Raw genomic sequence first — 25,620 nt, 5'->3', positions numbered from 1 at the left:
TTAGCCCACCCATCTGGAATTACGCTTTGACAGCCATGCAATTCAACAGGTTAAATCCCTTGGCACGCGGACTGCATGGTCAGTTCGCGCCCTCGTTTGTTCGAATTCGTTTCTGGAGTACCGCCCTTGGATGCCACGACCATCAACAGCCTGTTCCTGATCGGCGCGTTGCTGGTGGGTGCAAGTATTCTGGTCAGCTCGCTGTCCTCCCGCCTCGGCATTCCCATTCTGGTGATCATCCTCGCCGTCGGCATGGTGGCGGGCGTCGATGGCGGCGGCATCATCTTCGATAATTACCCAACGGCCTATCTGGTCGGCAACCTGGCGCTGGCGGTCATCCTGCTCGACGGCGGCTTGCGCACGCGGGTGGCGAGCTTCCGGGTTGCACTTTGGCCCGCCTTGTCGCTGGCGACGGTCGGGGTGCTGATCACCACGGGGCTGACCGGCATGGTTGCCGCCTGGCTGTTTGACCTGAACATCATCCAGGGCCTGTTGATCGGCGCCATCGTCGGTTCCACAGACGCCGCCGCCGTGTTCTCGCTGCTGGGCGGCAAAGGCCTCAACGAGCGGGTGACCGCCAGCCTTGAAATCGAATCCGGCAGCAACGACCCGATGGCGGTGTTCCTCACGGTCACGTTGATCGACATGTTGTCCAGCGGACAGACCGGCCTGCACTGGAGCCTGCTGGGCCACCTGATTCAGGAATTCGGCATCGGCGGCATCATCGGGCTGGGCGGCGGCTGGATCATGCTGCAGCTGGTCAACCGGATTAATCTGGCCAACGGCCTGTACCCAATCCTGGTGGTCGCCGGTGGTCTCGTCGTCTTCGCACTGACCAACGCCATCCACGGCAGCGGCTTCCTCGCGGTTTACCTGTGCGGTCTGGTACTGGGCAACAAGCCGATTCGCAGCCGCCACGGCATTCTGCACATGCTCGACGGCATGGCCTGGCTGGCACAGATCGGCATGTTCCTGGTGCTCGGCCTGCTGGTCACGCCCCATGATTTGCTGCCGATCGCGCTGCCGGCGCTGGGCCTAGCGTTGTGGATGATTCTGGTGGCGCGGCCGCTGTCGGTGCTGGCGGGGCTGCTGCCCTTCCGGGTGTTCCACGGTCGCGAAAAAGCCTTTATCGCCTGGGTAGGCTTGCGCGGCGCGGTACCGATCATTCTGGCGGTGTTCCCGCTGATGGCCGGCCTGCCCCATGCGCAGCTGTACTTCAACCTCGCGTTCTTCATCGTGCTGGTGTCGCTGCTGGTTCAGGGCACGAGCCTGCCGTGGGTGGCGAAATGGCTGAAAGTGACGGTGCCGCCTGATCCGGCGCCGATCTCCCGCGCGGCGCTGGAAGTCCATGTCACCAGCGAGTGGGAGCTGTTCGTGTATCGCCTTGGCGCCGAAAAGTGGTGCATCGGCGCCGCATTGCGCGAGCTGAAAATGCCCGAAGGCACGCGGATCGCAGCGCTGTTCCGTGGTCAGCAACTGCTCCACCCGTCGGGTAGTACGGTGCTGGAAGTCGGCGATCTGCTGTGCGTCATCGGCCACGAACACGACCTTCCTGCACTCGGCAAGCTGTTCAGTCAGGCGCCGCAGCGGGGTCTGGATCTGCGCTTCTTCGGCGACTTCGTTCTCGAGGGAGACGCTGAGCTGGGGGCTGTCGCGGCACTCTATGGCCTGAAACTCGACGGGCTGGATCCGGGGATGCCGCTGAGTCAGTTCATCATTCAGAAGAATCGCGGCGCGCCGATCGTGGGCGACCAGATCGAATGGAATGGAACTATTTGGACGGTTGCGGTTATGGACGGGAACAAGATCCTCAAAGTGGGCGTCAGATTCCCCGAAGGAAGCCGCCCGGGCCCCGGGCTGTTCCTTTAAACTGCCCCCCATTTCTGCTCGCTCGACCCGGTGTCTATGTTCACGCTGCGAAACCTTTTTGCCTCGGCCCTGCTTGGGCTTTGCCTGTCGTCCGTACCGGCGCATGCCGCCGATACGCCTCCCCTGTCCAGCGAGGCCGTCCAGCGCAGTCTGGACAAGATCGCCGACCGCAAGCTGACCGCTGACGACCAGAAAGCGCTGCAGCAGGTGTTGGAACAGACGCTGACGTTTCTGTCCAGCCAGAAGGACAACCAGCAGAAGCTGGAAGACCTGAAAAAGCAGCTTGCCGATGCACCCCGACAGACCACCGAGAACCAGCGCGAGCTGACCAAGCTCAAAGCCAGCAAAGTCATACCGGTCGCGCAGCGTTACGCCAATCTGGACGTGCCGCAGCTTGAGCAAGTACTGAGTCAGCGCAGCGCCCAGCAGGCTGATCTGCAGAAAGCCCTCAATGATGCCAACAGCCTGACCATCACTGCGCAAACCAGACCAGAGCGCGCCCAGGCCGAGATCAGCAGCAGCCAGACGCGCATTCAGGCCATCAACGGCATCCTCAAGTCCGGCAAGGACGGTGGCAAGACCATCAACGCCGACCAGCGCAACGCCTTGAACGCTGAACAGGCCTCGTTGAATGCATTGATTGCCCTGCGTCGTCAGGAGCTCGCCGGCAACAGCCAGTTGCAGGACCTCGGCGGCAGCCAGCGCGACTTGCTCACGGAGAAGGTCAATCGCCAGGATCAGGAAATCCAGGACCTGCAAACGCTGATCAACGAGAAGCGTCGCGCCCAGTCCCAGGAAACCGTGGCGCAGTTGTCCCTCGAAGCGCAGAAAGCAGGCGGCAGCAGCCTGCTGGCGACCGAAAGCGCCGCCAACCTCAAGCTCTCCGACTACCTGCTGCGCGGCACAGACCGCCTCAACGAGCTGACCCAGCAGAACCTGAAAACCAAGACCCAGCTGGATGCCATCACGCAAACCGATCAGGCGCTGGACGAGCAGATCAACGTGTTGAGCGGCAGCCTGCTGCTGTCGAAAATCCTCTACAAACAGAAGCAGTCGCTGCCCAAGCTCAAACTCGACAGCGGCCTGGCTGACGAAATCGCCGACATTCGCCTGTACCAATTCGAGGTCAATCAGCAGCGCGAGCAGATGAGCAGCCCAAGCGCTTACGTCGACACGCTGCTGGCGACGCAGAAGCCGGAAGACGTCACGCCTGCGCTGCGCAAGACGCTGCTTGATCTGGCGACCACGCGCAGCGACCTGCTGGAGCGGCTGAACCGCGAGCTCAGTGCGCTGCTCAACGAATCCATCACCCTGCAGCTCAATCAGAAACAGCTGGTCAGCACGGCCAACAGCCTGCGAGCCACCCTTGATGAGCAGATGTTCTGGATTCCGAGCAACAAGCCGCTGGACCTGGAGTGGTTCGAGCGTATTCAGCCGCGACTCGTCAAACAGGTCACCACCCTGCCCTGGACGTCCAGCGTCAGCGAGCTGTATGACGGGCTGACCCAGCGTCCGCTGATCTTCCTGCCGCTGTTTCTGGTGATCGGCGCGCTGATGTGGAAACGCAAGGCGCTGTACGACAAGCTCAATCGACTGCACGCCGACATCGGCCACTTCAAACGAGACCGGCAGTGGCAGACGCCGCTGGCCATTTTCATCAACGTGCTGCTGGCGATGCCGTTGTCGCTGACCCTGGCGGTGTGTGCGTTCGCGCTGCAGATCGACGCCCGCGGGCAGAACATCAATCTGGGTTCGGCACTGCTGCAAGTGGCGCTGGCCTGGCTGGTGTTCTACACCGCCTACCGGATTCTCGCGCCGGGCGGCGTGGCGCAATTGCACTTCCGCTGGGAAAAACCGCAAGTGGAATTCCTGCGCGGCTGGATCCGTCGTCTGGGTCTTGTGGTGCTGGCGCTGGTGACAGTGGTGGCGGTGGCCGAGCACGAACCTTCAGCGCTGGCCGACGACGTGATCGGCATCGCCGTGGTGCTGACGTGCTACGCCCTGATGACTTGGCTGCTCGCGCGCCTGCTGCTCACCAGCCCGACCCACCACAGCGCTTCACTGTTTCGCCGCGCAGTGGGTCTGGCCTTCACCGCCCTGCCCGTCGCGCTGTTCGTCGCCGTATGCTTTGGCTATTACTACACCGCGCTGAAGCTCAGTGATCGCCTGATCGACACGCTGTACCTGCTGATGCTGTGGCTGGTCATCGAAGCCGCCTTCGTGCGCGGGCTGAGCGTCGCCGCTCGCCGTCTGGCGTACCAGCGCGCGCTGAGCAAACGTCAGGCCGCGAAAGAAGCCGGCGAAGGCGAAACTCTGATCGAAGAGCCGACGCTGGACATCGAGCAGGTCAACCAGCAGTCGCTGCGACTGATTCGTCTGGCACTCATCGCAGGCTTCATCGGCGCGCTCTACTTCGTCTGGGCCGACCTGATTTCGGTGTTCTCGTACCTCGATAACATCACGCTGTACGAATACACCAGCGGTACCGGCGCCAACATCAGCATGGTGCCGATCAGCCTGGGCGACTTGATCGGCGCGCTGGTGATCATCGGCATTACCTTCGTGCTCGCCGGCAACTTGCCGGGCCTACTGGAAGTGTTGGTGCTGTCGAAGCTCAACCTCAAGCAGGGCAGTTCGTACGCGACCACCACATTGCTGTCGTACACCATCGTCGGCGTGGGGTTTGTCTCCACGCTGTCGGCCCTCGGCGTGAGCTGGGACAAGCTGCAATGGCTGGTGGCGGCGCTGTCACTGGGCCTGGGTTTCGGCATGCAGGAGATCTTCGCCAACTTCATCTCCGGGATCATGATCCTGTTCGAACGCCCGGTGCGGATCGGCGACACGATCACCATTGGCGCCCTGTCGGGTACGGTGAGCAAGATCCGCATCCGCGCGACCACGATTACTGACTTCGACCGCAAGGACATCATTGTCCCGAACAAGACGTTCATCACCGGACAACTGATCAACTGGTCGCTGACCGACACCATCACCCGCGTGACGCTGAAGCTGGGCGTGGATTACGGCTCGGATCTGGACCTGGTGCGCAGCCTGCTGCTCAAGGCCGCCCGTGATAATCCGCGGGTCTTGAAAGAGCCCGAACCGATCGTTTACTTCCTCAATTTCGGTGAAAGCACCCTCGACCACGAGCTGCGCATGCATGTGCGTGACTTGGGCGACCGCAATCCAGTGCTCGACGAGATCAACCGGTTCATCAACAAGGAATTCAAGAAGCAGCACATCAATATCTCGTTCCGGCAGATGGAGGTTTACCTCAAGAATATGCAGGGACAGGAGTACAAGATGGTGCCGGTCGAGCCCGAGCAGAAAACCATCACGCCGACCACTGTTGTGTCTCCAGCGCCAAAAGATGCTCCGGAGCCGCCCGAAGTCAGGCTCGACTGACCATGGAAAACCCAGCAGAATGGTCGGACATTCTGCTGGAGGCATCCCTTGAAAGCCCTCGACGAGCTGACTTTCGATAATCGTTTTGCCCGTCTGGGTGATGCGTTTTCCACCACCGTGCTGCCCGAGCCCATCGCCGAACCGCGGCTGGTGGTTGCCAGCGAAGCGGCCCTCGCGTTGCTCGATCTGGACCTCGCTCAGGCAGAACAACCTCTGTTTGCTGAAATTTTCAGCGGTCACAAACTGTGGGCCGAGGCCGATCCGCGGGCGATGGTTTATTCGGGTCATCAATTCGGTTCGTACAACCCGCGCCTGGGTGATGGCCGCGGTTTGCTGCTCGGCGAGGTATATAACGACGCCGGCGAACACTGGGACCTGCACCTGAAGGGCGCCGGACAGACACCGTACTCGCGCATGGGCGATGGTCGTGCTGTATTGCGCTCGTCGATCCGCGAGTTTCTGGCCTCAGAAGCTCTGCATGCCTTGGGCATCCCGACCAGCCGCGCGGGCTGTGTGATCGGCTCCAGCACCCCGGTGTGGCGCGAAACCCAGGAGCGTGCGGCGATGGTGCTGCGATTGGCGCAAAGCCACGTGCGCTTCGGCAGCCTTGAGTACTTCTTCTACACCAAACAGCCGGAACAGCTGAAGCAACTGGCCGATCACGTGCTGTCCCTGCACTACCCCGAGTGCCTGGAACAGCCCGAACCGCACCTGGCGATGTTTCGCGTGATCGTCGAGCGTCAGGCCGAGCTGATTGCCAAATGGCAGGCCTATGGCTTCTGTCATGGCGTGATGAACACCGACAACATGTCGATTCTCGGCATCACCTTCGACTTCGGCCCGTTCGCGTTTCTGGATGACTTCGACCAGCATTTCGTCTGCAACCATTCCGATCACGAAGGGCGCTACTCCTTCAGCAATCAGGTCCCCATCGGCCAGTGGAACCTCAGCGCATTGGCGCAGGCGCTGACGCCCTTCGTCAGCGTCGAGGATTTGCGCGGGGCGCTGGACCTGTTTCTGCCGCTGTATCAGGCGCATTACCTGGACCTGATGCGCCGACGTCTGGGCCTCACAACGGCGGAAGAGGATGACGCTGAGCTGATCGCGCGCTTACTCCAACTGATGCAGAACAGCGGCGTCGACTACACCCTGTTTTTCCGCCAATTGGGGGAGGAGTCAGCCGACGTCGCGGCAGGCACGTTGCGCGACGACTTCGTCGACATGCTCGGCTTCGACGCCTGGGCCGACGCCTACAAAGCCCGCATCGCCCGCGAACCCGAGTCCAGCCAACAGGATCGCCGCACGCGCATGCACGCGGTCAATCCGCTGTACATCCTGCGTAACTACCTGGCCCAACGCGCCATCGAAGCGGCCGAACAAGGCGATGACAGCGAAGTCCGCCGCCTGCATCAGGTGCTGTGCACACCGTTCGATGAGCAGCCTGGAATGGAGGGTTATGCACAGCGTCCTCCGGATTGGGGCAAGCATCTGGAGATCAGTTGCTCGTCGTGAGTGGGGGTGAGTTGAGGTCAGATAAAGACCTCTGCCGGCACGCCGAAACGTTCCGAAATCTTGCGGATCTGCTTGAGGGACAACTGGCGCTCGCCCGAGAGTATTTCGGAAATGACGGACTGATTCCCCACTTCAGGCATGTCGCCTTGGCCAAGGTTGTGCTCGTGCATCAGGTAACGCAGCGTCTCGGAGCCTGAGGCCATAGGCATGGGCCGATGCTCATGGTCATAGGCTTCAATCATTTCGCTGACCAATATGGCGAGACGATTCAGAGGGTGCTGCTCATCCTCTCCGATGATCTCCAACAGTTCGTCGAGCCCGCTGACAAGCAGGTCATATTCAGCTTCCGTTTCAGGCCGAGTCAGCAATGGCGCCAAGTGATGCCAGTGCTCCGCAGCCTGTTTAATGAGCGCGCTCATTGCTCATCCCTCCATTTACCTTTGTCGTATTCACGATGGTCGAACACATGCTTTATGTACAGCCGCTGCGCTGAGTAGTTAACCGACGCAATCAGCCGGATCTTGTTCCCGCCAATATCAAAAACATGAAATCTTCCCACTTTATCTGTAGAGGGCAACACCGCTCTCATCGCACTAAAATCGTTCAGCCTGGATGCTTTGATTAAGCGGTACCAAGCGTCCAGAGCCGTTGCCGATTGTGGCCATCTCTTTTTTGCCTCCCAGATTCGCTTTTCAGTGATGACGTGCATTTCCCTACCGTTGTGCGTGCAATATCCAGCTTAGCGACCCATCCGACCATTACCAACTGCAATGGCCGGAGCATTTTTTATCCTGCTGCCTTCTCATTCCTGGTCGTGGTACCCACTTGCTCAACTTGCGTACCGGAATTCGCAGCCGCTGGCTTTTCAAGCCCGTGCGCCGCCGTAGCTGGCTCAGGTGAACTACGAGGCGCGAACTTCTTCGTGTATGCGATGTTGTTTGGGTCGGCTTTCTTGTCTTTGCTGGTGTCGACGATGCCGGCCAGAATGTCATAGAGGGTCAATTTGCGGTCCGCCGCCTGACGTCCAAAAGCGCCCGGCAGGCTGGGCAGCGTCAGGTCACTCTTGATTCGCGCCTCCAGAATGGCTTGCGCTCCCTTGGGATAACTCACCGCCCTTTCAATCGCGGGCAGCGACTTGAGGTAGCTCAGAGCGTCGTTATAGAACCGGGATGCCTGGCCCGTCCGGGCTTGCTCGATCACTCCCCCGTTTATCGCAACCTTGCGCCAGTCCTCGTCCATCTTCTGCACGCCCTGCCAGGCCGCACGCCGTTCGTTGAGCGTGAAGCTTGCGCTGTCGTCAAAGGCAATCAGGTTCAGTTGTTCGCGGGAGAGATTCTCGAACGGGCTCTTGGCGTTCTTGTCGCCCGCCAGCGTCCGGGTCACGAACGCACTGGCCTCGCGCGCGCGGTCCAGCAATTCAGGGGCGTTTGTCTGGGGCACTTCCATGGCCCGCGTGCCGCTGTTGACTGTGCGGCCTTCGATCAAGAACTCATTGATGCGATTACGCCCGTATTGCCCCAATTCGGCATGGGTCATCCCTGCGTCTCTCTTCTCGGCTCGCGCTGCGCTCTCGTTCAACTGACCCGCCAGTGTCGAAAACGTCGCTTTGTCGGCAGTCGCCGGTGCGGCCTTGTCGACAGCTTTTGGATCGCTGGTCGCGACAGTGCCGAGGGCTTGTGTTTTGTTCGCGACAACCGCTGCAACGGCGGCCTGGATCTGGCTGATCATGGGCGACTTCCTGGCTATGAGATGACAGGAGCCAACACGCATCATCGCCAGTCAGCCCCTCGCGTCGACACTAACGACGGGCAGGCAGGGCGAACAGTTGGGCGAACGGGGGATGCTTTCGGATAATTAGCGCTTGGGGATTCGGCTTAACGCGCGCAGTCAGGGGCTGGGACCAAGGATGAAAGGGGAGTTTGTTGCTTCTTCAGGTTTGAGATTTTGTGAGCGAGGGGTACCCCAGCGAGCGATGAAAAGGTGAGCCAGCTCACACCTCGGATTTGAGGTAGCCAAAGAAGCCAGCCATTTACGACGACCCGGCGATAACGGTGAAAACGTAAAGCTTGATAACCCACCCCGCCGACTCCACCTAATAGTCATCAATCCTACCCAGGTCTCTGTCATGTCCGATTCTCTGCTGATCCCCTGCCCGCATTGCAACGGGCTCAATCGCATCCCTGCCGCGCGGGTGTCCGACCAGCCGAAATGCGGGCGTTGCAAGCAGCCGGTTTTGCTGAGCAAGCCGTTCAACCTGACGCAGGGCGATTACGCCAGTCAGATAAAGGGCGATCTGCCGCTGTTGGTGGACGTCTGGGCCGAGTGGTGCGGGCCGTGCAAATCCTTCGCGCCGACGTTTGAGCAAGCGGCAACTCAGCTAAGCGGTAGGGTTCGCCTGGCGAAGCTGGACAGTGAAGCCAATCAGCAGCTTTCCGCGCAGCTGGGCATTCGCTCGATCCCGAGTTTGATCCTGTTTAAGGACGGTCGTGAAGTTGCCCGGCAGAGCGGCGCGATGCCGTTGCAACAGCTGATGGCCTGGCTGACCAGTCAGGGAATATGAAAGGCGTTTCCTCGGCGATCGAAGTGCGTGACAGCCAGCGCTGTAGGGATGTTCTGAAAGCGCTTCTTTGCCCCGAGTCCGTCGAATTCTGCGTCTAGGCTTCGCCATTCCTATCGGCACCCTGGAGTGGTTAGCAATGACATACGTGGTCAGAGAGGGCGATTCAACGACAACCGGCGGCGTGGTGTTGAGCGCTTCAGGCTCGCACACATGGGAGGAGCGGCGCCTGGCGCGGATGGGCGATCCGGTCTGGTGCGAGGGGTGTGCACAGATCGGCTTCATTGCCCAAGGCAATCCGACCTTCATCGACGAACTCGTCGCCGTGGCGACGCACGGCCAGACGGTGCGCTGCGGCTGCGCGGAAGGCACCCATCGCCTGATCGCCAGCCAGGATCAGCTTCAGGCCGACATGGACGCGACCATCGACATTCCCAAGGACATGGCCGAAAAGGCGCGCAAGCGAGCCAAGCACATGACCCGAGCCCGTCGGGAAAGCCACGCGCCGCTGACCTGAGCCTTCATCTTGCTTCGCATCTCGTCAGTCAGCGATTCCCGGCACCCGTTTCCAGCAAATGATGCAGCTCAATAAACTGCTGAGTCAGCTTATGCCGCGGTTCCAGATGGATCAGCGGCATGTTGGCCTGGTGGGATTCACGCATCTTGATCGAGCTGGTGAGGTAGACCGGCAGCACCGGCAGCCCTTCCGCGATGAGTTCATCAAGGATCTGCTGGGGCAGGCTCGCCCGCGCCTGGAACTGGTTGACGATAATGCCCTCCACCTCCAGATCCTCGTTGTGATCTTCCTTGAGCTCTTCGATTTCTTTCAGCAGCCCGTAAAGCGCCTGACGGGAGAAACTGTCGCAGTCGAACGGAATCAGCACCCGATCCGCCGCGATCAACGCCGACACCGCGTAAAAATTCAGCGCCGGGGGCGTGTCCAGGTAGATACGTTCGTAATCTTCGCTCAGCTCATCCAGCAGTTTGCGGAGCTTGTTGATCTTGTGCTTGGCTTCCAGCTTGGGCTGCAGATCAGCCAGCTCCGCCGTAGCGGTCACCACATGAAGGTTGTCGAAGGGCGTCTCGTAGATGTCGACCTGGTTCTTTTTAGCCCCAGGCCCGGATGACAAGGTCTGCTTGAAGAAATCGGCGATGCCCATGGGAATCTCGTCGCCAGTCAGCCCGGTCAGGTACTGCGTCGAGTTGGCCTGGGCATCAAGATCGATCAACAGCGTCCGATAACCTTCATGAGCACTGACAGCCGCCAGATTGCAGGCGATGCTGGACTTGCCAACACCGCCCTTCTGATTGAACACCACACGCCGCATGTAAGACTCCCTGTTGCTGTCTAGCTGTGAAGGATCGCCTATGACCCGATGAATGGTCCCGAGTCTAGGCAATCGCGATGAGTAGGGCGAGTCTCTCGGAAAAATCTGACGGCAAGCACCCAGCCTGGAACATCAGAAGTCTGGTTGCACCTACAAAATAATGTCAGACGCCACTGCTCTGCCCCTAAGAGTAGTCCTCAGTAAACTCACTATTTGTTTCAACGTTTGCCTCAGTGCGCTGGCATCGAGATAATGCCCGTCACTCGGTGATGGCGCCGCGCCATAGCCGGTGTCATTTCGGCGACTCGAAGCCCGGGAATACAAATTGTCGGCACACCTGGAAGGTAAAGCTTCATGATTCGCGCTTTGTTGCTGTTATGCGTGCTGTTAGTCAGTGGCTGCGCCAGCCATGCGCCGCTGCCTGCGCAAATACCTCACATCAAATTCCCCGTGCAGCTGCAGGTCCAGCGTGAGCAAGCCAGTCAGCGCGAAGAGTGGCTGATGACGATTCAGAAGGAGCGCCACGGCCTGCGCTTCTCGTTGCTGGACACCCTCGGTACTCCCGTGGCGCGTCAGCAGCTTCGCGAAGAGCGCTGGAAGGCAGACAGCCAACTGCCCCCCAACCACGAGGCAAGGGAGCTGTTCGCCGCCGTGCTTTTCGCCCTGACGTCCCTCGAGGAAGTGCGCTTTGACTACCCTGGCGTGCAGCTGCGTCCCTATGGTCGCAGCCTGGACGATCGCTGGTTTGTCGATTACGCCTCCGCGGGTGTGTTCCGGATCAGCATGGAGAGCGGCGAACTGAAATACGTGGTCACTCCACTCCAGGGCAAGGTGAGCAAATGACGGCGTTGCCCTGCACTCTGGACCATCTGCAATAACGCCTTCGGCTTCTACACCGTGCCTCGGTTCAGCCCGCCTTGCGCGTCACCAGCTCGACAAACGCCTTGGCCATGGGCGACTTCTGGTCCTTGCGTTGCACCAGCCACACCGCTGACGTCGCCTGGGCATCCAGCAGCGTCCGGTACACCACCCCCTCGATGCGCATGCGTTGATAGGACGCCGGCAGCACCGTCACGCCCAGTCCGGCTGCCACCAGACCAATGATGGTCATCGCCTCGCCCGCCTCCTGGGTGAACAACGGGCTGAAACCCGCCTCCCGCGCCAGATCCAGCAACTGCGCGTAGAGCCCGCTGCCGTAGCTGCGCGGGAAGAACACAAACGGCTCACTGGCCAGTTCCCGCAAATGCATGCCGCGCTCCGAACCTTCTGCCAGCGGATGGTCCGAGCGCAGGACGGCCACCAACGGTTCGTGCAGCAGCTCCACGGCGACCAACGACTCTGGCAACGGCAGTGGTCGCATGATGCCCACTTGCATCGACTCGTTCTCGAGCCGCTCAGCGACTTCCCGACTGCTCATTTCCTGAAGTGCCAGGTGCACCGCCGGATAGCGCTGGCGAAACGCGAAAATGGCCTGCGGGATGCTTGAGGTGAACGGCGCGGATGCCGTGAAGCCGATTTTCAGTTCGCCCAGCTCTCCCAACTGCGCGCGCCGAGCGACGTCCGAGGCCTTCTCGACCTGCGCCAGCACCAGACGGGCTTCATCGAGGAACAACCGGCCCGCCTCGCTCAGTTCCACCCGGCGATTGGTCCGCTCAAACAGACGCGCGCCGAGCTCTTGCTCCAGGGCCTGAATCTGCTGGCTCAACGGCGGTTGAGAGATGCCAAGCGCCTGAGCAGCGCGGCCAAAATGCAGCTCTTCAGCGACAGCGATGAAGTAACGCAGGTGTCGTAATTCCATGGTTATTCCATTAGGTCGTTAAACCTATCAAACAGGTCGAACAATATATTGGAAGCGATCGTTAGCCGGCTATATTCTTTTGCCACTGCTCCCCGCTCTCCCGCCTGAGGTCACCCGTGAATACTGCTGCATCCCCCGCCGCGCCTGCCGAGTTCGCCACTGCGGCCATTCCGTTGGGCGATACCTACGTCGAAAAGGACACGCCCGCTTTCATTCGCACGGTGCTGGCGCTGTTCTCTGGCGGTTTCGCGACGTTTGCACTGTTGTACTGCGTGCAACCGATGATGCCGGTGCTGTCGCGGGACTTCTCCATCAACGCCGCCCAGAGCAGCATGATTCTGTCGGTGTCCACGGCGATGCTGGCGATCGGATTGCTCATCACCGGCCCCATTTCCGACCGCCTCGGGCGCAAGTCGGTCATGGTGTTCTCGCTGTTCTCGGCTGCCCTTTTCACTATTGCCAGCGCACTGATGCCCACTTGGGAGGGCGTGCTGATCACGCGGGCGTTCGTGGGTTTGTCGTTGAGCGGCCTTGCCGCCGTTGCCATGACCTATCTCAGCGAAGAGATCCACCCGCAGCACATCGGCCTGGCGATGGGTCTGTACATCGGTGGCAACGCCATCGGCGGCATGAGTGGCCGGGTGATCACCGGGGTGTTGAGCGATTACGTCAGCTGGCACACGGCACTGTTGATCATGGGCATCATCGCGCTGGGCGCAGCCGGTGTGTTCTGGAAAATCCTGCCACCGTCGCGCAATTTCCGCGCACGACCGCTCAATGGCCGCAGCCTGCTGGAAGGCTTCGTCCTGCAGTTCCGTGATGCCGGGCTGCCGTGGCTGTTTCTAGAAGGCTTCCTGCTGATGGGCGCGTTCGTGACGCTGTTCAACTACATCGGCTACCGCTTGCTGGCAGACCCATACAACCTGAGCCAGGCCGTGGTCGGGCTGTTTTCGGTGGTGTACCTGTCCGGCATCTACAGCTCGGCGAAGATCGGCGCACTGGCCGATCAACTGGGCCGGCGCAACGTCTTGTGGGCCGTGATCGTGCTGATGCTCGTCGGCGTGGCGCTGACCCTGTTCACCCCGCTGCTGGTGGTGATCGTCGGCGTGCTGATGTTCACCTTCGGCTTCTTCGGCGCCCACTCCGTCGCCAGCAGCTGGATCGGCCGCCGCGCCATCAAAGCCAAAGGCCAGGCATCCTCGTTGTACCTGTTCAGCTACTACGTAGGCTCCAGCGTTGCCGGCACCGGCGGCGGCGTGTTCTGGCACTACGCCGGCTGGAACGGCATCGGCGCCTTCATCGGCACGCTCCTGCTGATCGCCCTCGCCGTGGCGCTGAAACTGGCGAAAGTGAAACCGCTCGCGGTGAATGTGCAGGTTTGAAGGGTGTATGCGTTTTCGCAAATCGCGGCATCGTTTCACATCTTTCGCGTCTACCTCGCCTGACAGCAAAGCGTGAATAGTTGATTCACGCTTTGCTGCTATGATTAGATCTTTCAAACATAAGGGCCTTAGGGCTTTTTTCCAGACTGGAACCACAAAGGGAATTCGCCCCGATCATGCGAGACGGCTTAGCCAGATCCTTGGTGTTATGGCCTTTGCACGAAACGCTAATGACTTAGATATACCCGGTTTCAGGTTGCATCCTCTGAGGGGTGACCTGACCGGATTTTGGTCTGTATCAGTGAGCGGAAACTGGCGAATTATTTTTAGATTTATCGAGAACGACATCGAATTGGTCGACTATCTCGACTACCACTGACAGGAGTCACTGGCATGAGAATGCATAATCCTCCGCACCCTGGTGAAATCATCCAAGAGATGCTTCCGGAGATGAATATTAAAATTGCCGAAATGGCAAGGCGGCTTCACTACTCTCGCGAGATGTTGTCACGGGTCATCAATTGCCGTGCGCCGGTCAGCCCGGATCTGGCCGTCCGACTGGAACGCGCCGGTCTGAGCACTGCACGAATGTGGCTGGCATTACAGATGAGCCACGACCTCTGGCAGGCCGAGCACCGGGAGCAGCCGCCCATAACGCCGTTGTATATCGCACCGACGATCACTGCAGCCTGAACCCCACACAAAAACGCCCGGCATGTGCCGGGCGTTTTCATAGCTGCAAAGCGCTTACTGGTGATACTTCGCCGACATTTCGTGCACCGCTTCGATGAAGGCGCCGGCATTGGCCGGGTTGACTTCGGGGGTGATGCCGTGGCCAAGGTTGAAGACGTGGCCGGTGCCGCTGCCGTAGCTGGCGAGGATGTTCGAGACTTCCTGGCGGATGGCGTTCGGGTTGGCGTAGAGCACAGTCGGGTCCATGTTGCCTTGCAGCGCGACCTTGCTGCCGACGCGGCGGCGGGCTTCGCCGATGTCGCAGGTCCAGTCCAGGCCCAGCGCATCGGCGCCGGCGTCGGCGATGCTTTCCAGCCACATGCCGCCGCCTTTGGTGAACAGGATGACCGGCACTTTGCGCCCGTCGTGCTCACGGATCAGGCCGTTGACGATCTTGCGCATGTAAGCCAGTGAGAATTCCTGATACGCCGCGGCCGAAAGGCTCCCGCCCCAGCTGTCGAAGATCTGCACCGCCTGGGCGCCTGCCAGAATCTGGCCGTTCAGGTACGCCGTCACCGACTGCGCGAGCTTGTCGAGCAGCAAGTGCATGGCGTGGGGGTTGTCGTAGAGCATGGCCTTGGATTTGCGGAAGTCCTTGGACGAGCCGCCTTCGACCATATACGTCGCCAGGGTCCACGGGCTGCCGGCGAACCCGATCAGCGGCACACGGCCGTTGAGCTCGCGGCGAATGGTGCTGACCGCGTCCATGACGTAGCCGAGGTCTTTCTGCGCGTCAGGGATCGGCAACGCTTCGATGTCAGCCAGGGTGGTGACGGTTTTGCGGAAGCGCGGACCTTCGCCGGTTTCGAAGTACAGGCCCAGGCCCATGGCATCGGGAACGGTGAGAATGTCGGAGAACAGAATGGCGGCGTCGAGCGGATAGCGCTCAAGGGGCTGCAGGGTAACTTCACAGGCGAACGCCGGGTTCATGCACAAGCTCATGAAGTCTCCGGCCTTGGCGCGACTGGCGCGGTACTCCGGGAGGTAGCGGCCGGCCTGGCGCATCATCCATACAGGCGTGACGTCAACAGGCTGCTTGAGCAGGGCGCGAAGGAAACGGTCGTTCTTCAGGGCAGTCATGTCGGCATCCGGAAAAAAAGTGCGGGCATTTTCTCAGACACCAACATAAAAGGCACGGTCGGTGCCGTGCCTTTTATTTATCGGGGCGATTTGTCGCATCAATGCAGCGGCGAGCTTCAAGCGGCAAGCTTCAAGTAAAAGCAGATCAGCGTCTGCCATTAGCTTGTGGCTTGGCGCTTACCGCTTACCGCTTGTAGCTTGTAGCTTGTAGCTTGTAGCTTGCGTCAATCAGACGCCCAGATAATCCAGAATCCCTTCAGCCGCGTTGCGGCCTTCAAAGATCGCCGTCACCACCAGATCAGACCCGCGCACCATGTCGCCGCCGGCGAAGATCTTCGGGTTGCTGGTCTGGTGCTTGAACTGGCCCTGCTCCGGCGCCACAACACGGCCCTGGCTGTCGACCTGGATACCCTGCGGATCGAACCACAATGCCGGGCTTGGCCGGAAGCCGAAGGCAATGACCACGGCATCCGCCGGGATGATCTCTTCGGAACCCGGAATCGGCTCCGGGCTGCGACGACCTCGCGCATCCGGCTCGCCCAGGCGCGTTTCGACGACTTTCACGCCTTCGACCCGATCCTCGCCCACGATGGCGATGGGCTGACGGTTGTACAGGAACCTTACGCCCTCTTCCTTGGCGTTCTTCACTTCCTTGCGCGAGCCCGGCATGTTTTCTTCGTCGCGACGATAGGCGCAGGTCACTGACTTGGCGCCCTGGCGGATCGACGTGCGGTTGCAGTCCATCGCCGTGTCACCGCCGCCCAGTACCACGACTTTCTTGCCCTTCATGTCGACGAAATCTTCCGGCGACTTTTCAAAGCCCATGTTGCGGTTGACGTTGGCGATCAGGAAATCCAGCGCGTCGTGCACGCCCGGCAAGTCTTCACCGGGGAAGCCACCCTTCATGTACGTGTACGTGCCCATGCCCATGAACACCGCGTCGTACTCTTCCAGCAACTGCTCGACGGTGATGTCCTTGCCGATCTCAGTGTTGAGGCGGAACTCGATGCCCATGCCGGTGAACACTTCGCGGCGATTGCTCAGCACGCTCTTCTCGAGCTTGAACTCGGGAATACCGAAGGTCAGCAGACCGCCGATTTCCGGGTTCTTGTCGAACACCACCGGCTTCACGCCGCCACGCACCAGAACGTCAGCGCAACCAAGACCCGCAGGCCCTGCGCCAATGATTGCCACGCGCTTGCCGTTGGGCACAACGCGGGACATGTCCGGGCGCCAGCCCATGGCGAAGGCCGTATCGGTGATGTACTTCTCGACCGAACCAATGGTCACCGCGCCGAAGCCGTCGTTGAGGGTGCACGCGCCCTCGCACAGACGATCCTGCGGGCACACACGGCCGCAAACTTCCGGCAGGGTGTTGGTCTGGTGCGACAGCTCGGCGGCCGCGAGGATGTTGCCCTCGGAGACCAGCTTCAGCCAGTTGGGAATGAAGTTATGCACAGGGCATTTCCATTCACAGTACGGGTTGCCGCAACCCAGGCAACGGTGCGCCTGATCGGCGGACTGCTGAGGCTTGAAAGGTTCGTAGATCTCCACGAACTCTTTCTTGCGCTGACGCAGCAGTTTCTTCTTCGGATCTTTACGCCCGACTTCGATGAACTGGAAGTCGTTACTGAGACGTTCAGCCATGGTGTTAGAACTCCTGACTACAGCCCCAAGCGCCACGCTTGGAGCTGCAAGAAAATCATGTTCGCAGGCACTCGCGCGCTGCCGTTAACTTGCGGCTTGAAGCTTGCCGCTCGCAGCTGCTGTTATTGCGGATTCGCGCGGGTGCTGGACAACAGCGACTTCAAGTTGGCGGCCTTCGGCTTCACCAGCCAGAAGCGGCGCAGGTAGTCGTCCAGGTTTTCCCAGAGATTGCGGCCCCATTCACTGTCGGTTTCGGTCACGTATTCGGCCAGCACGCGCTCCAGATGGCTGCGATAGGCTTCCATCGCTTCGCCGCTGATGCGCTGGATCTCGACCAGTTCGTGGTTGACCCGGTCAACGAAGGTGTTGTCCTGGTCGAGCACGTAGGCGAAGCCGCCGGTCATGCCTGAGCCGAAGTTGTAGCCGGTCTTGCCCAGCACGCAGACGAAACCGCCGGTCATGTATTCGCAGCAGTGATCGCCCGTGCCTTCCACAACGGTGTGAGCGCCGGAGTTACGCACCGCGAAACGCTCACCTGCCGTGCCCGCCGCGAACAGCTTGCCGCCGGTAGCGCCGTACAGGCAGGTGTTACCGATGATGGCGCTGTCCTGGGTCTTGAACGGGCTGCCTTTCGGCGGCACGATCACCAGCTTGCCAGCGGTCATGCCTTTGCCGACGTAGTCGTTGGCGTCGCCTTCCAGGTACATGTTCAGACCGCCTGCGTTCCACACGCCAAAGCTCTGACCGGCCGTGCCCTTGAAGCGGAAAGTCACCGGCGCGTCGTTCATGCCCTGGTTGCAGTGGAGCTTGGCGATTTCGCCGGAAATCCGCGCACCGATGGAGCGGTCGCAGTTGCAGATATCCAGTTCGTAGTCGCCGCCGCTCTTGGCCTGAATGGCAGAGATCGCCAGTTCCACCATCTTCTCGGCCAGCAGGCCTTTGTCGAACGGCGGGTTGCGATCAACCTGGCTGAACTGCGGTTTGTCGGCCGGAATGTGGTCGCTGCCCAGCAGGGGCGTCAGGTCCAGATGCTGCTGCTTGGCGGTTTCACCCGGCAGGATGTCCAGCAGGTCGGTACGCCCGATCAGCTCTTCCAGCGAACGAACGCCCAGCTTCGCCAGCCACTCGCGGGTTTCTTCAGCCACGTAGGTGAAGAAGTTGATCACCATGTCGACGGTGCCGATGTAGTGGTCCTTGCGCAGCTTGTCGTTCTGGGTCGCGACGCCGGTGGCGCAGTTGTTCAGGTGGCAGATGCGCAGGTATTTGCAGCCCAGCGCGATCATTGGCGCCGTACCAAAGCCGAAGCTTTCGGCGCCAAGGATGGCTGCCTTGATCACATCCAGGCCGGTTTTCAGGCCGCCGTCCGTCTGTACCCGGACCTTGCCGCGCAGGTCGTTGCCGCGCAGGGTCTGGTGGGTCTCGGCCAGGCCGATTTCCCATGGCGAGCCCGCGTATTTGATCGACGACAGCGGCGACGCACCAGTGCCGCCGTCATAGCCGGAAATGGTGATCAGGTCGGCGTAGGCCTTGGCCACACCGGCCGCAATCGTGCCCACGCCTGCTTCAGCCACCAGCTTGACCGAGACCAGCGCGGCCGGATTGACCTGCTTGAGGTCAAAGATCAGCTGCGACAAGTCTTCGATGGAGTAGATGTCGTGGTGCGGCGGCGGCGAAATCAGCGTCACGCCCGGCACTGCGTAACGCAGCTTGGCGATCAGGCCGTTGACCTTGCCGCCCGGCAATTGACCACCCTCGCCCGGCTTGGCGCCCTGGGCGACTTTGATCTGCAGCACGTCGGCGTTGACCAGGTACTCAGGCGTTACGCCAAAACGGCCGGTCGCGATCTGTTTGATCTTGGAGCTGCGGATGGTGCCATAGCGCGCCGGATCTTCGCCGCCCTCACCGGAGTTGGAGCGCGCGCCCAGACGGTTCATCGCCTCGGCCAGCGCTTCGTGGGCTTCCGGCGACAGCGCGCCCAGCGAGATACCCGCCGAGTCGAAGCGCTTCAAAATGGCTTCAAGCGGTTCGATTTCATCGATGCCCAGCGGCGTGTCGAGCTCTCTGACCTTGAGCAGGTCACGGATCATCGACACCGGACGGTTGTCCACCAGCGCTGTGTATTCCTTGAATTTAGCGTAATCACCCTGCTGAACGGCGGCTTGCAGCGTCGCCACCACATCAGGGTTATAGGCGTGGTATTCGCCACCGTAGACAAACTTCAGCAGCCCGCCCTGCTGGATCGGCTTGCGCGCGCTCCAGGCTTCGAAGGCCAGAGCTTTCTGCTCGGCTTCGATATCGACGAAACGCGCGCCCTTGATGCGGCTCGGCACGCCACGGAAGCTCAGGTCACAGACTTCTTCCGAGAGGCCAATGGCTTCGAAAAGCTGCGCGCCACGGTACGAAGCGACGGTCGAGATGCCCATCTTCGACAGAATCTTCAGCAGGCCTTTGGTAATGCCTTTGCGGTAGTTCTTGAAGACTTCGTACAGATCGCCCAGCACTTCGCCGGTACGGATCAGGTCGCCCAGCACTTCGTACGCCAGGAACGGATAGACCGCCGAGGCGCCGAAGCCGATCAGCACGGCGAAATGGTGCGGGTCGCGTGCTGTTGCGGTCTCGACCAGGATGTTGCTGTCGCAGCGCAGGCCTTTTTCGGTCAAACGGTGATGCACCGCACCGGTGGCCAGCGACGCGTGAATCGGCAGTTTGCCCGGCGCGATATGGCGGTCGCTCAAGACGATCTGGGTCTTGCCCGAACGCACGGCCTCTTCAGCCTGATCGGCGATGTTGCGCACGGCCGCTTCCAGGCCCATGGCTTCGTCGTAGTTCAGGTCGATGATCTGACGATCAAAGCCCGGACGATCCAGGGTCATCAGCGAGCGCCACTTGGCCGGGGAAATGACCGGCGAGCTGAGGATCACGCGAGACGCGTGCTCCGGCGACTCCTGGAAAATGTTGCGCTCGGCACCGAGGCAGACTTCCAGCGACATGACGATGGCTTCGCGCAGCGGGTCGATCGGCGGGTTGGTGACCTGCGCGAACTGCTGACGGAAATAGTCGTACGGCGTACGGACACGACGCGACAAGACCGCCATCGGCGTGTCATCGCCCATGGAGCCGACCGCTTCCTGACCCTGCTCACCCAGTGGGCGCAGGATCTGATCACGCTCTTCGAACGTGACCTGGAACATCTTCATGTACTGCTTGAGCTGATCCGGGTTGTAGAACGCCGAACCGTGGTCGTGGTCTTCCAGCGTCGCCTGAATACGCAGGGCGTTTTTGCGCAGCCACTGCTTGTACGGATGGCGCGACTTCAGACGGCTGTCGATGGCATCGGTATCGAGGATCTGCCCGGTTTCGGTGTCCACGGCGAAGATCTGGCCCGGACCGACACGGCCCTTGGCGATAACGTCTTCCGGCTTGTAGTTCCACACGCCGATTTCCGACGCGAGGGTGATGTAGCCGTTCTTGGTGGTGACCCAGCGCGCAGGGCGCAGGCCGTTACGGTCCAGCAGGCAGACCGCGTGGCGACCTTCGGTCATGACGATGCCGGCCGGGCCGTCCCACGGTTCCATGTGCATGGAGTTGAATTCGTAGAACGCGCGCAGATCCGGGTCCATGGTTTCGACGTTCTGCCACGCCGGCGGCACGAGCATGCGCACACCACGGAACAGGTCGATGCCACCGGTCACCATCAGCTCGAGCATGTTGTCCATGCTCGAAGAGTCCGAGCCCACGCGGTTGACCAGCGGGCCCAGCTCGTCGAGGTCCATCAGGTCGTTGGTGAACTTGGTGCGACGGGCCTGGGCCCAGTTGCGGTTACCGGTGATGGTGTTGATCTCGCCATTGTGCGCGAGGAAGCGGAACGGCTGTGCCAGCGGCCATTTCGGCAGGGTGTTGGTCGAGAAGCGCTGGTGGAACACGCAGATCGCGGTTTGCAGGCGTTCGTCGTTGAGGTCCGGGAAGAATGCCGTGAGGTCACGCGGCATCATCAGACCTTTGTAGATGATGGTCTTGTGGGAAAAGCTGCAGATGTAGTGGTCAGTGTCGGCGGCGTTGGCCACCGAGGAGCGACGACGTGCGCAGAACAGCTTGATTGCGAATTCCTGATCGCTCAGGCCTTCGCCGCCGATGAACACCTGCTCGATCTTCGGCAGACGCTCAAGGGCCAGACGACCCAGGACGCTGGTGTCGATCGGCACCTGGCGCCAGCCGATCAGGGTCAGGCCGGCCGCCAGGATTTCACGGTTCATGTTTTCGCGGGCCGCTTCGGCCCTGGCGTCGTCCTGATTGAGGAAGACCATGCCAGCGCAATACTGACGCGGCAGGTCAACGCCGAAATGCTCGGTGGCCACTGCACGCAGGAAGGTGTCAGGTTTTTGCATCAACAGCCCGCAACCGTCACCGGTCTTGCCGTCGGCGTTGATACCACCACGGTGGGTCATGCAGGTCAGGGCTTCGATAGCCGTCTGCAACAGGTGATGACTGGGCTCGCCTTGCATATGGGCGATCAGGCCGAAACCACAGTTATCCTTGAATTCTTCTGGATGGTACAGACCTGCTTTCATAGACACATTCTCACCAGGCTGCCCCTTAACGAGGCAAATTTCTTTTCAATTCAACCATTTACCATCCACGCCGAACGTATGCCGGCTTTGCGGGAGCAAAAGGGAGGTCATTGTACACAGCGACACAAGTCCTCACAAATTTGACGACGAAGTGTCGCAAATTTATGTCGCATTCATGAAAGGTTTTATATCGATTCTCGTGCTAGCCAGAGCTTCTTTTGCGAGTCTGACCAATGAGAGCCCGAAGATCAATGCGCGTCTGAGACGCAGACACCGCAAGGCGCGCTGCTCGTTGGCAGCACGCTCATGCGTGATATCGGGAGGGCCAAGCGAGGGACCTGGATAAGGTCCCTGCGTCATCAGCGGGCGGCGGCGAGTTCCTGTTGGATACTGCCGACAGTACGAGGCCAAGGTTTACCAGCCTGAACCTTCTCTGGCAAGGCCTTGATAGCGGTCAGTGCCGCATTGCGGTCTGCGAAGCTGCCGTACGTCACCACGAACAGAGGCTTGCCCTGCAGGGTTTTCTTGAAGTAACGGTACTCGGCGCCCTGCTCCTTCACGTAGCTCTGAGCGGTGGCTTCGGAGCTGGTGCCGAGGATCTGCACCACGTAATGCGTCGGTGCCTGACCCGCATACCAGCCGCTGCCCGCCGCGCCAGACGCTGCAGCTGCCGGCTTGGCCGCCGGTGCCGGGGCAGGTTTGGCGGTGGCCACCTGGGTCGGCGCCGGCGCAGGTTTCGCGGCAGGGGCCGGAGCGGGCGTCGGCTTGGCGGCCGGGGCCGGACGCGTTGCCGGGACCGGCTGCTGCGCCACGGTCGGCGCAGGACTTGCCGTCGCGCCCACCGGTGGCGCAGTAGTGGTCACGGTCGGCGGCTGCAGCGATTGATTAGCCGCAGGACCGCCATCTTCGCCATCACCCTCGCCCGAGCCCGCAGCTTCAGCCAGCGGCGCGCGGGTCGCAGGCTGCGAGCCATTCATGGGCAGCGGCATCGGTTGCGAATTACCGGCGAACTCGATGGCCGGGCCACCGTTGTTCGATTGTTGCGCAGGCGCCTGGCCCTGACCCAGAGGCAGTTGAGCCTGAGAGTTGGCTGGCGCCGTGGCAGGAGCGTTGCTGCGGCCTGGAATCAGCCACGCCGCGAGAACGGCCGCGACAACAACCCCACCCAAAGCCAACACGTGTTTCTTAGGCATTTTGAACCCCATACTTGGACGCTTGACCGCAGAGCGGCTGGCAATCATGGCTTCGATCATCGAATCGCGCGCGACCTGGTTGATCGCGCCTGGCCATCCACCGGACTGCTCGTGGATATCAGTGATCTGCGCGGCGCTGAACAACTCAACACCCTGCCCTGCGCCTTCGAGACGCTGAGCCAGATACTCACGGGTTTCTTCTTCGGTATACGGCGCCAGCTCGATAACGTGGAAGCGTTCTTCCTCGGTACCGCTCTCGGCGCACAGCTGATCCAGGCGATCAATGATCGAAGCCTCGCCGAACAGGAAGACATGCGGACGCCCTTCCGGGGTGCCTGCTGCCAATCCCAACAACGCTTCGAGTGCGGATTCGCCCAGTTGTTCGGCATCGTCCACCAGGATGTAGACTTCCTGGCCGGTCAGCGCCAACTGCACGACTTGCGCCAGGATCGGACGCATTTCCGCTTGAGCAACGTTCAGCGCCTGAGCAACCTGGCGCAACACGCCCGTCGCATCACCGGCGCCGCGCGCCGACACCACAACGCTCTGCACCGACTGCTTGTTGGTGCTCGCCACCAGGGCCTGACGCAACAGCGTTTTGCCGCTGCCCTGAGGCCCGGTCACGACCAGCAGCAGCTGGCTGTAGCGCGCGAGGTGATGCAGTTGGCCCAGCACGGGCTTGCGCTGTGCGGGGAAGAACTTGAAGCCGGGAACCCGCGTTGCAAAGGGGTCATGACTCAACTGGTAATGACCGAGGAAGGCCTCATCGGCGTGCAAACTAGTCATGGATTTCTCATTAACCTCTAAGCTGATCCACCAAGGCGCGGTAGTCCGCGACCAGTGTGGCCTGTAGTACTTCTTGTGGATATTCGTCAGTTACCACTGCTTCACCGATGCGACGCAACAGCACCAGGCGCAGACGACCGTCAATGACCTTTTTGTCCACCGCCATGTGCTCGAGGAAGTGCTCGGGCGTCATGTCTTGCGGCGGAACCACCGGCAAGCCGGCGCGCTGAAAAATACGGATGCCGCGGTCACGTTCCTGCGCGCTGATCCAGCCCAGACGCGCCGACATTTCCAGCGCCATCACCGTGCCTGCCGCCACCGCCTCGCCGTGCAGCCACACGCCGTAACCCATGTGGGTTTCGATGGCATGGCCGAAGGTGTGGCCGAGGTTCAGCGTGGCGCGCACGCCGGACTCGCGCTCATCGGCGCCAACGACAGCCGCCTTGGCAGCGCACGAGCGCTCGATTGCCCTCGTCAGTGTGACCTGATCCAGCCCGCGCAGCTTGTCCATGTTCTCTTCGAGCCACGTCAGGAACGGTTCGTCACAGATCAAACCGTATTTGATGACCTCGGCAAGACCGGCGGACAGTTCGCGTTCAGGCAGGGTGTTCAGCGACAACGTGTCGATCAGCACCGCATTGGGCTGATAGAAAGCACCCACCATGTTTTTGCCCAGCGGGTGATTGATGCCGGTTTTGCCGCCGACCGAAGAATCGACCTGGGAGAGCAGTGTGGTCGGCACTTGAATGAATTCGACGCCGCGCTGGTAACAGGCAGCCGCAAAGCCGGCCATATCACCGATAACGCCTCCGCCCAGCGCAATCACCGTGGTGCGGCGGTCGTGGCGTGCGGTGAGCAACGCGTCGAAGATGGTTTGCAGGGTTTCCCAGTTCTTGAAGGCTTCACCGTCGGGAAGCACGATCGGCAAGACGCTGTAACCGGCGAGGGATCGGGTGAGGCGTTCCATGTAGAGCGGCGCAACGGTGGCGTTGGAGACGATCGCCACCTGTTTACCGGCAATGTACGGCTTGAGCAACTCGGGCTGATCCAGCAAGCCTTCGCCGATATGGATCGGGTAGCTGCGTTCGCCAAGCTCGACCTTGAGTGTCTGCATGTGTCCCCACGCTGTTAACAATTGGTTGCCTGTGCACGTCTTGAAAAACGCCAACACCGGCTATGGCGCAAGGCCATGTAGCGACCCCACTTTTTATGGTCGCCGAGGATAGCGCATTTCCGTCTGCGCTTTAACGGGGAGGAAGCTCGGCCAGCAGAGCGAGGATGTCGATAACCACCATTCGCGGGGGCCGCTCATCGGTTTCGATGATGACATCGGCGATCTCGCGGTACAGCGGATCGCGGATGGCCAGCAGTTCGCGCAGCACCCGGGCCGGGTCAGCCGTGCGCAACAATGGGCGATTGCGATCCCGCGAGGTCCGGCCCACCTGCTGCTCAACGGAAGCGTGCAAATACACCACGCGACCACCGGCATGCAGGGCGCGGCGATTTTCTTCGCGCATGACTGCGCCTCCGCCGGTGGCCACGACTACGCCATCCAGTGCGGAGAGCTCGGCGATCATCGCCTGTTCACGATCACGAAAACCCGCCTCGCCTTCCTTGTCGAAGATCCAGGGAATATTGGCGCCCGTTCGCAGCTCGATTTCCTTGTCGGAATCCTTGAACGGCAGTCGAAGCTCTTTGGCCAGCAAGCGGCCGATGGTGCTTTTACCAGCCCCCATCGGCCCCACAAGAATTAAATTTCGCAC

Annotated in this window: 20 protein-coding genes; 9 read left to right on the top strand and 11 right to left on the bottom strand. The window is 60.9% G+C overall.

What is annotated here, in order from left to right; genetic code table 11:
- Positions 1-126 precede the first annotated feature (126 nt).
- From SLW75_RS25780 to selO, 3 genes are read left to right on the top strand one after another with little or no spacing between them, the layout of a single operon-like run.
- Complete coding sequence (locus SLW75_RS25780; protein ID WP_065986589.1) at positions 127-1,869, top strand: potassium/proton antiporter; 1,743 nt, start codon at positions 127-129, stop codon at positions 1,867-1,869.
- 36 nt (positions 1,870-1,905) lie between these two features.
- Complete coding sequence (mscK, locus tag SLW75_RS25775; protein ID WP_410935783.1) at positions 1,906-5,274, top strand: mechanosensitive channel MscK; 3,369 nt, start codon at positions 1,906-1,908, stop codon at positions 5,272-5,274.
- Positions 5,275-5,322: 48 nt separating this feature from the next.
- Positions 5,323-6,786: a protein adenylyltransferase SelO gene (selO, locus tag SLW75_RS25770; RefSeq protein ID WP_410935782.1), complete on the top strand. Its 1,464-nt coding sequence runs from the start codon at positions 5,323-5,325 to the stop codon at positions 6,784-6,786.
- 17 nt (positions 6,787-6,803) lie between these two features.
- On the opposite strand, the gene SLW75_RS25765 is transcribed toward selO, so the two are convergent.
- The 3 genes from SLW75_RS25765 to SLW75_RS25755 all read right to left on the bottom strand — a co-directional run bounded on the left by SLW75_RS25765 (position 6,804) and on the right by SLW75_RS25755 (position 8,514).
- On the bottom strand, positions 6,804-7,205 hold the full coding sequence (locus SLW75_RS25765; protein WP_065986595.1) for a type II toxin-antitoxin system HigA family antitoxin: 402 nt from the start codon (positions 7,203-7,205) through the stop codon (positions 6,804-6,806).
- A complete protein-coding gene (locus SLW75_RS25760; protein WP_410935781.1) occupies positions 7,202-7,495 on the bottom strand; it encodes a type II toxin-antitoxin system HigB family toxin in 294 nt (97 codons plus the stop codon). The genes SLW75_RS25765 and SLW75_RS25760 overlap by 4 nt, the downstream gene beginning before the upstream one ends.
- A 77-nt stretch (positions 7,496-7,572) precedes the next feature.
- Positions 7,573-8,514: a hypothetical protein gene (locus tag SLW75_RS25755; protein ID WP_410935780.1), complete on the bottom strand. Its 942-nt coding sequence runs from the start codon at positions 8,512-8,514 to the stop codon at positions 7,573-7,575.
- 397 nt (positions 8,515-8,911) lie between these two features.
- On the opposite strand from SLW75_RS25755, the gene trxC reads away from it, so the two are divergent.
- Positions 8,912-9,346: a thioredoxin TrxC gene (gene trxC, locus SLW75_RS25750; protein ID WP_369318338.1), complete on the top strand. Its 435-nt coding sequence runs from the start codon at positions 8,912-8,914 to the stop codon at positions 9,344-9,346.
- A gap of 136 nt (positions 9,347-9,482) precedes the next feature.
- Positions 9,483-9,860, top strand: coding sequence for a PAAR domain-containing protein (locus SLW75_RS25745; protein WP_065986603.1), 378 nt, complete (start codon positions 9,483-9,485; stop codon positions 9,858-9,860).
- Between the two features lie 28 nt (positions 9,861-9,888).
- On the opposite strand, the gene SLW75_RS25740 is transcribed toward SLW75_RS25745, so the two are convergent.
- Entirely contained in the window at positions 9,889-10,671 is a 783-nt protein-coding gene (locus SLW75_RS25740; protein ID WP_065986605.1) for a ParA family protein, read from the bottom strand.
- A 354-nt stretch (positions 10,672-11,025) separates the two neighbouring features.
- On the opposite strand from SLW75_RS25740, the gene SLW75_RS25735 reads away from it, so the two are divergent.
- Positions 11,026-11,514, top strand: a complete 489-nt coding sequence (locus tag SLW75_RS25735) for a DUF3261 domain-containing protein (protein WP_065986606.1) — start codon at positions 11,026-11,028, stop codon at positions 11,512-11,514.
- Between the two features lie 64 nt (positions 11,515-11,578).
- On the opposite strand, the gene SLW75_RS25730 is transcribed toward SLW75_RS25735, so the two are convergent.
- Positions 11,579-12,469, bottom strand: coding sequence for a LysR substrate-binding domain-containing protein (locus SLW75_RS25730; protein ID WP_410935779.1), 891 nt, complete (start codon positions 12,467-12,469; stop codon positions 11,579-11,581).
- Positions 12,470-12,585: 116 nt separating this feature from the next.
- On the opposite strand from SLW75_RS25730, the gene SLW75_RS25725 reads away from it, so the two are divergent.
- The 3 genes from SLW75_RS25725 to SLW75_RS25715 all read left to right on the top strand — a co-directional run bounded on the left by SLW75_RS25725 (position 12,586) and on the right by SLW75_RS25715 (position 14,544).
- Positions 12,586-13,851 carry an MFS transporter gene (locus SLW75_RS25725; protein ID WP_410935778.1) on the top strand — a complete coding sequence of 422 codons (1,266 nt, stop codon included), beginning with the start codon at positions 12,586-12,588 and terminating at the stop codon, positions 13,849-13,851.
- Positions 13,852-13,951: 100 nt separating this feature from the next.
- Positions 13,952-14,230 (top strand): type II toxin-antitoxin system RelE/ParE family toxin, encoded by a 279-nt coding sequence (locus SLW75_RS25720; RefSeq protein WP_083233002.1) that lies wholly within the window; start codon positions 13,952-13,954, stop codon positions 14,228-14,230.
- 14 nt (positions 14,231-14,244) lie between these two features.
- Positions 14,245-14,544, top strand: coding sequence for a HigA family addiction module antitoxin (locus tag SLW75_RS25715; RefSeq protein WP_410928129.1), 300 nt, complete (start codon positions 14,245-14,247; stop codon positions 14,542-14,544).
- A gap of 54 nt (positions 14,545-14,598) precedes the next feature.
- On the opposite strand, the gene hemE is transcribed toward SLW75_RS25715, so the two are convergent.
- The 6 genes from hemE to aroK form a co-directional block, all read right to left on the bottom strand.
- Positions 14,599-15,663 (bottom strand): uroporphyrinogen decarboxylase, encoded by a 1,065-nt coding sequence (gene hemE / locus SLW75_RS25710; RefSeq protein ID WP_192130922.1) that lies wholly within the window; start codon positions 15,661-15,663, stop codon positions 14,599-14,601.
- A 228-nt stretch (positions 15,664-15,891) separates the two neighbouring features.
- Positions 15,892-17,310 carry an FAD-dependent oxidoreductase gene (locus SLW75_RS25705; RefSeq protein ID WP_065986613.1) on the bottom strand — a complete coding sequence of 473 codons (1,419 nt, stop codon included), beginning with the start codon at positions 17,308-17,310 and terminating at the stop codon, positions 15,892-15,894.
- 122 nt (positions 17,311-17,432) lie between these two features.
- Positions 17,433-21,878 (bottom strand): glutamate synthase large subunit, encoded by a 4,446-nt coding sequence (gene gltB, locus SLW75_RS25700; protein WP_410935777.1) that lies wholly within the window; start codon positions 21,876-21,878, stop codon positions 17,433-17,435.
- 359 nt (positions 21,879-22,237) lie between these two features.
- On the bottom strand, positions 22,238-23,857 hold the full coding sequence (locus SLW75_RS25695; protein WP_065986616.1) for an SPOR domain-containing protein: 1,620 nt from the start codon (positions 23,855-23,857) through the stop codon (positions 22,238-22,240).
- 10 nt (positions 23,858-23,867) lie between these two features.
- A complete protein-coding gene (gene aroB / locus SLW75_RS25690) occupies positions 23,868-24,971 on the bottom strand; it encodes a 3-dehydroquinate synthase (RefSeq protein WP_410935776.1) in 1,104 nt (367 codons plus the stop codon).
- Between the two features lie 130 nt (positions 24,972-25,101).
- Positions 25,102-25,620, bottom strand: a complete 519-nt coding sequence (gene aroK / locus SLW75_RS25685) for a shikimate kinase AroK (RefSeq protein WP_065986620.1) — start codon at positions 25,618-25,620, stop codon at positions 25,102-25,104.

Origin of the sequence: Pseudomonas sp. W5-01, assembly GCF_046540435.1 — a bacterium.
GTDB classification, from domain to species: domain Bacteria; phylum Pseudomonadota; class Gammaproteobacteria; order Pseudomonadales; family Pseudomonadaceae; genus Aquipseudomonas; species Aquipseudomonas graminis_B.
This window is presented reverse-complemented; position numbering and strand designations above follow the sequence as displayed.